This window comes from Lactiplantibacillus daoliensis (assembly GCF_005405005.1).
Taxonomy (GTDB): domain Bacteria; phylum Bacillota; class Bacilli; order Lactobacillales; family Lactobacillaceae; genus Lactiplantibacillus; species Lactiplantibacillus daoliensis.
In genome coordinates this window covers 31,031-43,967 of the sequence record NZ_BJDH01000010.1, presented here as the reverse complement: position 1 = coordinate 43,967, position 12,937 = coordinate 31,031, and the positions used below count along the sequence as shown (strand labels likewise).

At 44.0% G+C, this 12,937-nt stretch carries 10 protein-coding genes; 5 read left to right on the top strand and 5 right to left on the bottom strand.

Translation table 11 applies throughout. The features are described 5' to 3' along the window. Window positions 1-50: 50 nt before the first annotated feature. Both FFM64_RS10530 and ndk read right to left on the bottom strand, forming a co-directional pair. Window positions 51-437: a hypothetical protein gene (locus FFM64_RS10530; RefSeq protein ID WP_137607985.1), complete on the bottom strand. Its 387-nt coding sequence runs from the start codon at window positions 435-437 to the stop codon at window positions 51-53. A gap of 724 nt (window positions 438-1,161) precedes the next feature. Beyond that, the gene (gene ndk, locus FFM64_RS10525) at window positions 1,162-1,632 is read right to left on the bottom strand and encodes a nucleoside-diphosphate kinase (protein WP_137607984.1); all 471 of its coding nucleotides are present in this window, start codon (window positions 1,630-1,632) and stop codon (window positions 1,162-1,164) included. A 206-nt stretch (window positions 1,633-1,838) separates the two neighbouring features. Between ndk and FFM64_RS10520 the strand changes: the two genes are divergently transcribed. Continuing rightward, the gene (locus tag FFM64_RS10520) at window positions 1,839-3,188 is read left to right on the top strand and encodes a DUF2252 domain-containing protein (protein WP_137607983.1); all 1,350 of its coding nucleotides are present in this window, start codon (window positions 1,839-1,841) and stop codon (window positions 3,186-3,188) included. An 82-nt stretch (window positions 3,189-3,270) separates the two neighbouring features. Here the strand turns inward: FFM64_RS10520 and map are convergent, their stop codons facing one another. Further along, on the bottom strand, window positions 3,271-4,059 hold the full coding sequence (gene map / locus FFM64_RS10515) for a type I methionyl aminopeptidase (protein ID WP_137607982.1): 789 nt from the start codon (window positions 4,057-4,059) through the stop codon (window positions 3,271-3,273). A 386-nt stretch (window positions 4,060-4,445) separates the two neighbouring features. On the opposite strand from map, the gene pnuC reads away from it, so the two are divergent. The 3 genes from pnuC (at window position 4,446) to treC (ending at window position 7,863) form a co-directional block, all read left to right on the top strand. Then, entirely contained in the window at window positions 4,446-5,234 is a 789-nt protein-coding gene (gene pnuC, locus FFM64_RS10510; RefSeq protein WP_137607981.1) for a nicotinamide riboside transporter PnuC, read from the top strand. Window positions 5,235-5,472: 238 nt separating this feature from the next. Further along, the gene (treR, locus tag FFM64_RS10505) at window positions 5,473-6,192 is read left to right on the top strand and encodes a trehalose operon repressor (RefSeq protein ID WP_137608075.1); all 720 of its coding nucleotides are present in this window, start codon (window positions 5,473-5,475) and stop codon (window positions 6,190-6,192) included. A 21-nt stretch (window positions 6,193-6,213) separates the two neighbouring features. After that, window positions 6,214-7,863 carry an alpha,alpha-phosphotrehalase gene (treC, locus tag FFM64_RS10500; RefSeq protein ID WP_137607980.1) on the top strand — a complete coding sequence of 550 codons (1,650 nt, stop codon included), beginning with the start codon at window positions 6,214-6,216 and terminating at the stop codon, window positions 7,861-7,863. A 103-nt stretch (window positions 7,864-7,966) separates the two neighbouring features. Here treC and FFM64_RS10495 read toward each other — a convergent pair whose 3' ends face one another. Next, the gene (locus tag FFM64_RS10495; protein WP_137607979.1) at window positions 7,967-9,364 is read right to left on the bottom strand and encodes an aspartate ammonia-lyase; all 1,398 of its coding nucleotides are present in this window, start codon (window positions 9,362-9,364) and stop codon (window positions 7,967-7,969) included. 300 nt (window positions 9,365-9,664) lie between these two features. Then, window positions 9,665-10,441 carry a hypothetical protein gene (locus tag FFM64_RS10490; protein ID WP_137607978.1) on the bottom strand — a complete coding sequence of 259 codons (777 nt, stop codon included), beginning with the start codon at window positions 10,439-10,441 and terminating at the stop codon, window positions 9,665-9,667. Window positions 10,442-10,648: 207 nt separating this feature from the next. Between FFM64_RS10490 and FFM64_RS10485 the strand changes: the two genes are divergently transcribed. Continuing rightward, window positions 10,649-12,838 carry a glycoside hydrolase family 65 protein gene (locus FFM64_RS10485; RefSeq protein WP_171000389.1) on the top strand — a complete coding sequence of 730 codons (2,190 nt, stop codon included), beginning with the start codon at window positions 10,649-10,651 and terminating at the stop codon, window positions 12,836-12,838. Window positions 12,839-12,937: the final 99 nt, after the last annotated feature.

Below are 12,937 nucleotides of genomic sequence, written 5' to 3'. Positions count from 1 at the left end.
GATTTAGTTTTGTCAGATAATGTTTTAAAACTAACGGTAACTGGTTTAAATTATAGATGGGTATACAAGGCTTCAATTAAATCATCGCTATTAGTAATTAACTGTCGATTTAAGGAAATCAAGTAGCTCGGTTGGAGCGGATTCAAGATGTTGTGGAAGCTGTCTTGAATAATCGTGCCAGTTATCATAAAAGTGGTTTCGTGGGATTGAACGATAATTGTAAAAGTTTGGTGATCATTGGTGACGACAACATCCGCACCGATTAAATAGGTCAAATTGAGACCTAACGTTGCAGCCGAGTCGGTTAGTCCTAGAACACCAGTCTTAGTGATCAGGCGTAAGCACTCATCAACGCGTTCTGAGGCGGCGTACATTGAATAGTGATTAGCTGATTGTTCGTGTGGTTTGCGTAAAAACGGTCCGACAACTAAGTTCATCATGATCCCCCCAAATCTTTATTTGATAACTTAATCATACGGACTTAGCGTGTTGGACACGAACATTGCGACTTTTCTAGCAAGTTAGTTACGTCACTTTACGGGAGGGCTTTGTAAGACTGATTAACAAGAGCGTGTTGATTAAAGGTTACTGTGAACACCGTCTATGTCAGTTACCGCGGTTGTTTCTGAAAGTACTCCATCAGTCAAAATCGGTGTGCTGTGGGGGACGGTGCCAGCCAAAGTACGGTCTGGCGCCTCACTTCAAAGCCGAAAAACCACGTCTTTGAATTGCCCCGCGAGAATAGTCAGCCAAGAATGCCGACTATTCTCGCCGACACTGCACACCGATTTTGACTGACTCCGCTAAGTGTAATTAAATGATTTATCCCCTCAAAACCACTGATTAGTTGGAGCTTGTTGCTGGTAGCATCGGACGTGCAGGTGGCGTTTGCCCGGCGTTTCTTTGCCGGACTTACACCACGGACGGTTCGGGAGATTTGCGGTTTTTGCAAAGCTTTCGGGCGAGGCGCAAGACGTCCCTAAGGCTTGCGCCGGTCCCTCGTCCGCATGTTATCGGCAACAACAGGAAACGGCAGTAAGCGACTAGTTTTCATTACCTGATTGTTGCCGTCCTCGTGCAGACCAGTATTTTTTAACTTTCAACCTTTAGTGTTAACTAAAAAAACACATTGGCCAGTAAAGCACCAATGTGTCTGATAGGTTATTTTTTAGCAGCCTTAGTGGCTTCATCTTTGCGCGCTTTTACCGCTAGTTCGGGGAACCAAATTGCGATTTCGTGGTGCGCATTTTCACGACTGTCGGAAGTATGAATAATGTTACGCAAGATACCATCTGGATATTCATGAGCAAAGTCGCCTCGAATCGTTCCAGGTTGCGCATCATTTGGTCTGGTTTTGCCGGCCAAGTTATGGACAGACTTAACAACGCCAGTGCCACTCACAATAATGGCAACAAGTGGGCCTTCCGTCATGTAAGTTTCAATTTCGGCAAAGTAAGGTTTTTCAACCTTTTCACGATAATGTTGCCGTAGTTGCTCAGGGGTTGCGGTGATAACTTTCAAAGCGGTAATCTGATAACTTTTACGTTCTAAACGGGAAATGATATCCCCAATATGTCCTTCAGCGACACCATCGGGTTTAACTAGTACTAAAGTTTTTTCTGAATTTGCCATAGTATGAAATTCCTCCTTAGTTTTAGAAAACGCTTCCATTCCTTGATAACTTAAATTGTAGCTGAATCCGCGACGGGCGTCAATGGAAGACCGGTTTAATTGATGACTGCTGACAATTAATTTAATGAAATTGTCGGCGTAATCCTTTCGTTTTGACAACATAAATCGTTATAATGGAAACAGTTTAAAACAAAGGATTGATGTTCATGCCACCACTTGATTTATCACATATTCGCCAACATCATACCGTGGCCGAACTGATTGCGTTAGGCAAAGCACGCCGGTTAGTCACGTCGTTTGAACAGCTCGGGACTTTCAAGCCAGTAGAACGAGACGCGGCGGGCTATTTAAAACGGGTCCGTGAGATGTTAGTGCCAGAATTATTACCACTACGCCAAGAACGGATGTCCACGTCTGCGTTTGCCTTTTTTCGTGGCTCCGTTGAATTAATGGATTATGATTTAGATTATCAAAACTCAACTGAAATTCCCGCCGTTGTGTGCGGCGACGCGCACATTGGGAACTTTGGCTTCTATGCCTCACCAGAACGTCGCTTAGTTTTCGATTTGAATGATTTTGATGAAGCAGGTGTACATCCATGGGAATGGGATCTACGGCGGCTACTAGTCAGTGTTATTCTAGCGGCTCGAAATTCTGATTTTAAGCCGAAAAAAGTCGATGCCCTGGTCCACGAAGCCAGCGCAAGCTACCGTGAAGCCATCAAGCGGATGTTTAATCAGACGACGCTTGAACGTTTTTATCGGGATAATGAAGTTCAAGCAGTCTTGAACTTTGGTGGTGAACCGGCAGATACAGCTGATTTCATTGCTGATTTAGTTAAAAAAGCGACGAAGCGAAACTCGGAACAAGTGGTCCGGAAGTTTACTTGGACGAATAGCCAAGGCGAGCGTCAATTTAAGGATAACGCGCCACGATCGGTGCATATTGATGAAAAGACTTATCAAGCCTTGAAGCAAGGAATTACCCAGTATCTTCAGACGGTACGGACGGATGTCGCCTTACTTTTGTCACAATATGAAGTCACAGATATTATCCGCCATAGTGTGGGGGTAGGAAGTTTTGGATCGCTGTGCTATTTAGTCCTACTTACCAGTACAGATGGTAGTCACATGGTGCTTCAAATCAAGGAAGCTTTGCCCACTCGTAAAGTCGGGAGTCAAGCACGGCAAGCCTTAACTGCGGCAATGGAACTCACCGAAGGCCAACGAATTGTCAGTTCACAGCGAATTTTACAATCGACCTCAGATGTCTTTTTAGGCTATTTCCAGATGGCCGACAAGAGTTTTTATGTTCGGCAGTTCCGTGATATGAAAGAATCAATTGATATTCCAACGTTGTCATGGGGACGGTTCCAAGCTTATGCTAATACTTGTGCAATGATTTTGGCACAGGCGCATGCACAAAGTCCAACTGCTGCAATGATTCGCGGCTATATTGGTAGTTCTGCTAAGTTTGACGATGCCATGGCTAACTGGGCCGAGGCTTACGTGACCCAGGTGGAGAAGGATTATCAGACTTTTTTGGAATTAATTTAAATACAGTGTTTGTCTCACAATTGCCAGGCGTTTAACACAAAAAAGTTCCGTTGACATCAATTGTCAGCGGAACTTTTTGGTTTTATTTCAATAAATATTTAGCATCAAAATCATGATCGTAAGAGGATAAAATCTTAGGACCATCATCTGTGACGACTAAAGTATGTTCATATTGGCAGCTTAAACTACCGTCCATCGTGCGAACCGTCCAACCATCATCGGCGGTTTCGCCAGAACGCCAGTCACCAACGTTAACCATTGGTTCAATGGTGATGGTCATGCCGGCCTTTAAGCGTGTCCCATGACCAGCTTCGCCGTAATGAGGAACGTCAGGCTTTTCGTGCATCGTCGGTCCGATACCATGACCGATGTATTCGCGAACCACGCCATAACCCATTTGGTTTTCAGCGTAGTTTTGAATGGCCCAGCCAATGTCACCGATCCGGTTGCCAACAACGGCTTGGTCGATGCCAAGGTATAAGGCTTTCAAGGTCACGTCCATTAATTTTTGAACTTCTGGTGAGGTCTTACCAGCAACAAAGGCGTGGCAAGAGTCGCTTAAGTAGCCGTGATAGTTAATGACGGTATCGACTTTCAACAAGTCACCGTCTTTAATTAAGATGTCTTTACTTGGGCAACCGTGACAAATCATGTCATTAACGCTGACACAAGTTGAGTATTTGTAGCCTTCAAAGTTGAGTTCACCAGGAGTGGCATCGTGTGCAATGATGTATTCATAGGCAAAGTGATCAACATCCCAGGTCGTCAACCCAGGCTTAATGTAATCTTCGAGTGCATGGAACAAACCGACCATGATGTCGCCGGCTGCTTGCATGCCCTTAATCTCTCGATCTGATTTAAGAGTTATCATATTTCCTCCAAAAAAATTTGAATATTGTAAGTAAAAAAGTTTCCATATCTAGTATACTCCAGGCGACTAGTTCCGACAAAAGGCAATGTTTGCGAGCGGCGATTAGTCAGAATAAGTCCCAATTTGAGTCTTGGTGGTAACGGCGGTTAATTTGAAAAAAATTCAAAAAAATTCGTCCGCACAAAACCACCGTGCTGACGGGAAGTAACCGGATTCGTTGCTTACAACTGAATTAATATTTGAAAATTAGTCCTTTCCATCCAAAAAGATAATGATACAATATATAGTGTTGTTTCAAACAGAAAACACTATATATTGTGGTGTGAAACGTGATAGTTGGCCAACTATGATGACGCAACGTTATCTTGATAGACGGAAAGAGGAAGTTGATTTTGAGTAATTATTTTAAATTTTTATCGCACCAATTAAAAGGTTGGCCACAACAAAACTACTATTTGTTCTACTTTAGCTTAGGTTGCCAAGTGATGACTTTGGTCAGTGCACCAATCACGGCGTTATCTATTCTAACATTTATTGGGACCACTTTGGGGGTTCTATGTGTTTTAGCAATCAATGCTGCAAAATCAGTTAACGGTTTATTAGGGGTTATCTCGGCAGCTTGCTTTATTGTGGTGGGCTTTTCAGCTAAAAACTATTTAAGCATTGGTGAACAATTGGCCTATGTGGTTACTTTGGATATTCCAGTGTTACTGAGTGCTAGCTGGAATGTCAACATGGTTTCAAAAATCCGGAAATTCACTGGTAAAACTTGGATTGTTGCCATTGTCTCAACGCTAGTTGTTTATGGTATTTCTGGTTACTTAATCGGGGCGCTAACTGATGATCCACGGCCATGGGTCGATGCGATTAGTTTTGCGATCTGTTTAACGGCGGGGGTTATTTGCTTCTTACGCTACAACAATCAGTACTTCTGGTGGATTGCTTCAGGATTAGCACAAATGGTGCTCTGGTTCATTTCATTCCGTCAGGGTTCCGCAACGTTAGCAATGTTCATCAACAGTTCAGTTTATTTGATGAATGATGTGTTAGCTTTCACCGTTTCACCTTGGTATAACAAGCACGAACGGGCCCGGTTAATTGCAGAAGAAAAGGCTAGTGCGGCAGCTGAGAAATCAACTGAAGCTAATGTTTATGGCCTAAATCACCAAGCCTAAAAATAAATCACTCGGAATCAACTTTCCGGCAGTTGGACCAAGTCAAGCAGACTTGGTCTTTTTTGTCGCGTTTTTATGTCAACCTGTATAGACTTGTTATACAAGTCAAAAGATTTGACGAATCGTTGTGATAGCGCAGTTTTAAGCGGTTAAAATTCAAATATTGACAACTTGTCTAAACAAGTTTAAAATGAATCCTGTAAGCGATTACTGAATGCTAAGGAGGCTAGTTTGAATGGTGAATAAATCAGCACTAGTTTATGATGACTTGCGACAAAAAATTGATCGAGATGTTTATCAGCCTGGCACGTATTTGCCAAGTGAAAATCAGCTCTGTCAGCTCTATGGCATCTCGCGTGAAACTGGCCGTAAAGCCTTGGCGGAATTAGCTGAGGATGGCTATATTCAAAAAATTCGTGGCAAAGGGTCGATCGTTATTGAACATCGACAATACGAATTTCCCGTCTCAGGCATTGTGAGTTACAAGGAATTAGCAGAAAAGATGAATGTAACCACTGAAAATGTGGTGTATGGATTTGAAGAACACGTCAGTTTGCCCGTTCAGATGTTTACTTCGTTGAGGGTGGAGATGACGGCAGAACCAGTCACGGCAGTTAAACGGCTACGGGTCATTGATGGTGAACCAGATATTATTGATAAAGATTATATTTTAACAGCAATCGTCCCGAAATTACCTAAGGCGGCAGCGCAAGATTCTTTATATGCTTATTTTGAAAATGATTTAGGCTTAGAAATTGCGTATGCGACGAAGGAAATTACGATGGAACCGGCGAATGACGAAGACCGTGAGCAGCTCCACCTCGATCCTGGCGCCTATGTTGCGGTGGTTCGTAGTGTTACGAGCTTGGCAGATGCCACGCCGTTTCAATTTACCGAATCACGGCATCGCGCCGATAAATTCCGCTTTCGTGATTTTGCACGCCGGACTAAAAAGTAACGAGCAGAGAGGGAAAGAGACATGAAATTATCGCAACAAGTGATTTATCAGATTTATCCAAAATCTTTTTACGATAGTGATGGTGATGGTATTGGTGATCTGCGCGGGATCATTGATAAGATTCCGTATATTCAAAAGCTCAATGTCGATATGATCTGGTTTAATCCATTCTTCGTTTCGCCACAAAATGATAGCGGTTACGACATTGCCGATTATTACCGGATTGATCCAACTTTTGGCACCATGAGTGATTTTGAAGAATTAGTCGCCAAGTTGAAGGCGGTTGGTATCGGGGTCATGCTAGACATGGTATTTAATCATACTTCGACCGAACACGCTTGGTTCCAAAAAGCATTGGCCGGTGACCAGAAATATCAACAATTTTATTACTTGCGACACGCCAAGCCAGATGGCAGTCTCCCGACTAATTGGGAATCTAAATTTGGCGGGCCAGCCTGGAGTCCGTTTGGCGAGACGGATCTGTACTATTTACATTTATATGATCCGACGCAAGCCGATTTGGATTGGCATAATCCAGCGGTACGAGCAGCCTGCGCTGAAGTGGTGAATTATTGGCGGGGGAAAGGTGTCAAAGGCTTCCGTTTTGACGTCATAAATGTCACTGGGAAAGCTGATCAGTTGGTCGATGCGCCTAAAGGTGTTGCTAGCAAGACACTTTATACTGATACGCCGATCGTTCAAGATTATTTAAAAGAATTGAATGCTAACAGTTTTGGTCAGGATGCAGCTAGTGTCACGGTCGGTGAAATGTCATCGACGACGATTAAAAATAGTATTGGCTACACGAATCCAGCCAATCACGAATTGTCGATGGTCTTCAATTTCCATCATCTGAAGACGGATTATGTTGATGGGCGTAAATGGTCGCGAACCGCCTTTGATTTTCCACGCTTGAAACATTTGCTGGATGGTTGGGCGACTGGAATGGCGGCTGGCGATGGGTGGCAAGCCTTGTTCTGGAATAATCATGACCAACCACGAGCGCTCAATCGCTTTGGTGATGTTGGTCATTATCGGGTTAAATCCGCAGAGATGTTGGCTACAGTGATTCATTTATTACGTGGCACGCCGTTCATCTATATGGGTGAAGAAATTGGGATGACTGATCCTGATTATGACTCAATGGCAGATTACGTAGATGTTGAGGCACTGAATGCCTACCGTGCCCTGGTTAGAAGCGGTTACAGTCATGCCGACGCGTTTACGATCGTTAAAACGAAGGCCCGCGATAATTCCCGGACGCCGATGCAATGGGATGCGAGTGCGACCGCTGGCTTTACGACTGGGCGACCATGGTTACGGCCAACGAATCAGGCCAAGATTAATGTGGCGGCTGAATTAGCACATGGCGAAATTTTTAAGTATTATCAGCAATTAATTAAATTACGTCAGACGATGCCAATTGTGGCGGATGGCAGTTACCAGACTTGGCGTTTAGATGATGATCAAGTCTTCGGTTATTGGCGTGAGCTCGGAACCCAACGACTACTCGTTTTAAATAATTTTTACGCCACGACAACCACCGTTGAGTTGCCGGCAGAGATGCTAGATGCAACCGTCTTATTATCAAATTATGATGACGTTAAGGTTCAACCGAAGTTGGTACTTAAACCCTACCAATCGGTGGCCTTGCTACTTGAGCAAAAGTAAGAGGAGGAAATCAGGACAAGCATTTTCAACTTGCAGCCTTTAGGCAATGATTAAAAGGAGGTCGAGACTTGATGGTCTCAACCTCCTTTTTTGTGTGCCTGCATTAGGCTTGATTTTGAATAGATGCCGATTTAACGTTTCGCGGCTGTGTCAGACTAGCTGAGCTAAAAAGCTGGTCAATTAAGGCAGCGGGCAATAAATTTTCTTTTAATAAAAGGGCTTTGACGGATTGGTGCTGTGCCACGGCCTGTTTGATTAATTTGGTCGTTGCCATGTAGCCTAAATAAGGTGTCAATACGGTAGCAGTGATGGCTGACTGCTCAACTGCAGTGGCACAAGCAGTCTCGTTAACCGTCAAATCACGAAGACAGTTCTTAACGAGGGTGTGCATGGCTTGCTGCAAATAGCGTTCATTGGCAAGTAAGTCACGAAGCATGATTGGCTCGAAGGCATTCAATTCTAGTTGACCAGCTTCAGCGGCCATGGTCACGGTAACATCATTGCCGATGACTTCGAAGCAAACTTGATTGACGACTTCGGGAATAACCGGATTGACTTTGCCTGGCATGATTGAAGAGCCGGCTTGTTTGGCTGGCAGATTGAGTTCACCTAAACCAGCTTGAGGGCCACTCGACAATAAACGTAAGTCATTACTGAACTTCGATAAGTTGACAGCGAGCGTCTTCATGGCGCCTGAAAATTCAACGAAATTGTCACAGTTTTGTGTGGCATCGATCAGATCGGGGGCTGTTTGCAAATTAAGCTTGGTATTTTGATTAAGCACAGTTAAGATATGCGTTTGATAGTAGCGGGTGGCATTAACACCAGTGCCAATTGCTGTTCCGCCTAAATTAACAATCTGTAGGTGTTCGCCGGCCGTTTGAAGCCGAGTTAAATCTCGTTTGAATAAATGGTAATAAGCCAGGAAGGTGCGGCCATAGGTTGTTGGCACAGCGTCTTGAAGTTGTGTTCGGCCCACCTTAATTGTTTCACGATAACGGTTGGATTGGACGAGTAAGGTTTGAACCAGCTGACCAACAGCGCCTAATAAACCGGGTAATTGCTGAAGCAAGGCCATCTTACCAGCGGTTGGAAAGGTGTCATTAGTCGATTGTGATTGATTAACGTCGTCATTGGGTTGCAACTTGACTGCTGGATTTAACCGATGTCCCAAGTTAGCAACGACTTCATTGACATTCATGTTTGCTGAAGTTCCGGCGCCACCTTGAATCGCGGGAACGATAAAGCTATCGGCATGGCGGCCAATTAATAATTGGTTGCAGGCTGCAACGATGGCAACCTGCTTTTCAGCTGACAACGTTCCGGCGGCTTGATTCGTCATCGCCGCAGCTTTCTTGATCTGAATTAAGCTTTGAATGATCAATGGATCCAGTGGCTCGTGACTAATTGGAAAATTTCGTACCGCCCGCACCGTGTGAATACCGTATAACGCCTGTTCATCAATTGGTAATTTGCCAATGCAATCCTCTTCAATCCGCATGTCATAACCTTCTTATTTAGATTTCATGTTAGAACTTCTTACATGAATGACTAGAGTTTAGACCATTACGGTTTTAATACAATACTTGATCACTAACTCTGAATAATATTAAGTTATCGAGATAAATGACTGAATTATTGATTGTCAAAGCCAATCCAAACTAACTTTTATATTGTAAAAAGCAAATGAGTTAACATAGACCAATTGACGATTGTGATGGCAGTTTATCAACTGGGTGCATATTTAGGCCATAAAAAAGACGCTTGAGTTTAATTGACCAACTCAGGTGTCTTCTAAGTCTTAAATCGCCTGTAACTGTGCCTGTTGCTGAATGGCCTCTACATAAATACGGACAAAATCGGTGCCATACGTGGCTGCGAGTTGCTGTTCCAAATGTGGCGTTGGTGGTAACTGGCGCAACAACGGTCGAATCCATTGATTTGTCGGTAATAAACGTAACAACTGGTGACTCGTGAACTGTGAAAATAGCAAGTTGCGGCCAAAATATTGACCCAACCTGGCTTGAAATGCTGATTGCTTAACTGGCACCAGCTGTAAACTGCTATTATTCATATTTCCTAACAATAATTTAGCGCTGGGAAAGTCATCATGCAAATCCAATCGCTGATTTTTGTAAGCTTTAGCAATGTTTGGCGAGAGCTGAACTAACCAAATCAATTGATGTTGTTCCAAATGTAAAATAAGACGCAAGGTGACAATATCAAGATTGCCTAACTCGTAGCTGTATTGACGTAACGTGGCTGGTGTCAAGCGCTGGCGTAACGTCTGTTGAATCGTCGTGAAGTTGCCGGCTTCCCAAGTAACCGCTAACTGGTCATGATTGCTCAGCCATAAGCTATGGTCGGCGATACGTAAGGTTAGAAACCGTGGCATTGTTCCTTTGATTGGGTCAAGCATTAAGAGCCAATAGGAACTGGCGCTAGAGCGGGCAAAGTTACGGGCCAAGACATGCACGTTTGTCGGCAACGCCGTTTGGACTGCAAGTTGCAGCTGTCGGCGATGGTCGTCAGTATTTACGAATTGATTTGGATCATGATTAATTCGTCGTTTTGCCATTGGCCGTCCCTCCTTCAATGATAAACTGCCTTAATTATAGGTCAAAATCGTGTTGGCAACACAGATTAGTTCCAAATCGACTATGATTTTAGGGAATCGGTGGTGAAAGGCGATATTGAGCCGGTTTTCGGGGTATAATTAAAAGTAACTGTTAGCGCTTTTAAAGCTAATTGTAAACGGAAACAAAAATCAATGAGGGGGTCCAGCATGGATTTATGGAAAATTACCGCCACGCAACCAACGCATGAGTTAGCGTCTAAGCTAACGGTCAGCAATGGTTTGGTAGGCGTCAAGGATTTGACCGAAGTCCCACAATTACAAGAGGGGCCACAAACGGCATCGGTGGTTTATGTCAACGGCTTCTATGATTATGAACCAATTCAGTACGGCGAGGCACAATTTGGTTTTCCGCAACGCAACCAAACGATGATTCCATTGCCTGCACCAACGCGTTTTGATTTGTGGCTGGATGATGTCCCAGTTGACTTGGAACAAGGCAAGCTAGTTTCACAAGACTATGCGTTGTCGATGCAGACAGGTCAGTACACCCATAATTTAGTCTGGGAAGAAACGGCTACTGGTCGACAGTTAGCCATTACGATTACGCGGTTGACCAGTTTGAAAACGGCAGCGTTATTGATGCAACAAGTTGCCGTCACGGCGCTTAACTTTAAAACGGGGAAACTTCGGGTGATTTCTGGAATGCAGACACCGGTGACCCACAAGTCCGCTGACTTTGACCCCCGATTAACACATTATGATGCTGCAGAAATTTTAGACAATCAGCAAGTGACACAATTATCACCAACCGTTCGCAGCCTGACTTTTAAAGCACCACAAAGCGAGCAGCAATTAAGTCTATTGACGAGTTATGATCAGGCCGGTGATTGGGTCGCTGATGGCAACTGGATGGGTGAATTCGACTTAAGTTCAACGCCGGTGGCAGTGACGAAGAAGATTTGGGCCGAATTAGGTGCTGCTGAGCTGAACGTGGATGCGCAAACTAATTTGACGGCAACTTTCGATACGATTACGACAGCTCAATCGGCAGCCTTAGCTGACTTTTGGGCGACAAGTGATATTGAAATTACCGGTGATGCTGAATCACAACTTGGCATTCGATTCTCCCAATTTGGTTTGTTACAAGCAGTTGGTCTGCACGCCGGTGGTCGCGGTATCGCCGCCAAAGGGCTGACTGGTAGTGGCTATAATGGTCATTACTTCTGGGATACCGAGATTTATGAAGCACCATTCTTCTATTGGAATCATCCAGAATTAGCCAAACGGCTTTTAATGGTCCGGTATCAACAATTGTCTCATGCCAAGGCTTATGCCCAATCACTTGGATTAGATGGGGCATTGTTCCCTTGGCGGACGATTAACGGGGAAGAAGCTTCGGCCTATTTCCCAGCTAGCACCGCGGCCATCCATATTGACGCTGATATTGCTTATTTGGTCATTCGCTACTATCAGATCACGCATGATGCGACCTTTATGCGAGACTATGGACAGGAGTTACTAGTTGAAACGAGCCGTTTTTATCTGAGTTACGGGAACTTTGATGATGATAAAGGGTTCGTTTTAAATACGGTTACTGGTCCTGACGAATATACGGCTTTGGTTAATAATAATGCCTATACGAATTATTTGGTTCAATTTGAATTACGTTATTTGACGGATCATTTCACGCAAAAAGATATTGGTCGTTTCAAGGTCTCACAACGGGAATGGACGAGTTTCAAAGCCGCTGCGGATCAGATGTACTTTGAAACGCACGGTGAGTTGATTGCGCAAGACGATAGTTTCTTATCCAAAAAACGGCTTGACTTGAGTCGGATTCCCAAAGACCAGTTTCCATTACTGACTCATTTTCATCCATTAGTGCTTTATCGTTTACAAGTTTTGAAGCAGGCGGACTTGCTCTTAGCCATGGTCTTATTGTCAGAACAATTTAGTGATGCGCAAGTCCAGACGAACTACGATTACTATGAACCACTGACAACGCATGACTCTTCGTTGTCGCCAGCGATCTATGCGATTGCGGCAGCACGTTTGGGCAAACATGACGGCGCCATTGATTTCTTCAAGCGGACAATTAATACTGACTTGAAGAACAAACAAGGCAATACCGCTGATGGGCTTCATTTGGCCGCGATGGGTGGCAGTTGGATTACGTTTGCTTGGGGAATGATGGGATTAATGGTGAATGATGATGCCGCTGAACTCAAGCCTTATCTGCCAACTGGTTGGACGCAATGTCGCTTTAAGCTTTGCTATCGCGGCACGATTTATACCATCAATGTGACTGCAACCGAGTTAACAGTTACCGGTGCGATTGATGATGAAGTGACGATTGATCAGGAACAACGAACAATTATCATTAAAGCAGCGAAATAACTGAAACCCAGTAAGTGACTTGCCAGGGATTAACTGGTGATGACTTGCTGGGTTTTAAATTAGATTGAAAAGTTATTGTCAAAATTTATTAGTCCTAAA

Bases quoted from the DNA above. Each gene is read 5' to 3' on its own strand.
- FFM64_RS10485 (WP_171000389.1), top strand. From the start codon at position 10,649: ATGGATTTATGGAAAATTACCGCCACGCAACCAACGCATGAGTTAGCG.
- FFM64_RS10530 (WP_137607985.1), bottom strand. From the start codon at position 437: ATGAACTTAGTTGTCGGACCGTTTTTACGCAAACCACACGAACAATCA.
- FFM64_RS10520 (WP_137607983.1), top strand. From the start codon at position 1,839: ATGCCACCACTTGATTTATCACATATTCGCCAACATCATACCGTGGCC.
- FFM64_RS10490 (WP_137607978.1), bottom strand. From the start codon at position 10,441: ATGGCAAAACGACGAATTAATCATGATCCAAATCAATTCGTAAATACT.
- FFM64_RS10495 (WP_137607979.1), bottom strand. From the start codon at position 9,364: ATGCGGATTGAAGAGGATTGCATTGGCAAATTACCAATTGATGAACAG.
- map (WP_137607982.1), bottom strand. From the start codon at position 4,059: ATGATAACTCTTAAATCAGATCGAGAGATTAAGGGCATGCAAGCAGCC.
- ndk (WP_137607984.1), bottom strand. From the start codon at position 1,632: ATGGCAAATTCAGAAAAAACTTTAGTACTAGTTAAACCCGATGGTGTC.
- treC (WP_137607980.1), top strand. From the start codon at position 6,214: ATGAAATTATCGCAACAAGTGATTTATCAGATTTATCCAAAATCTTTT.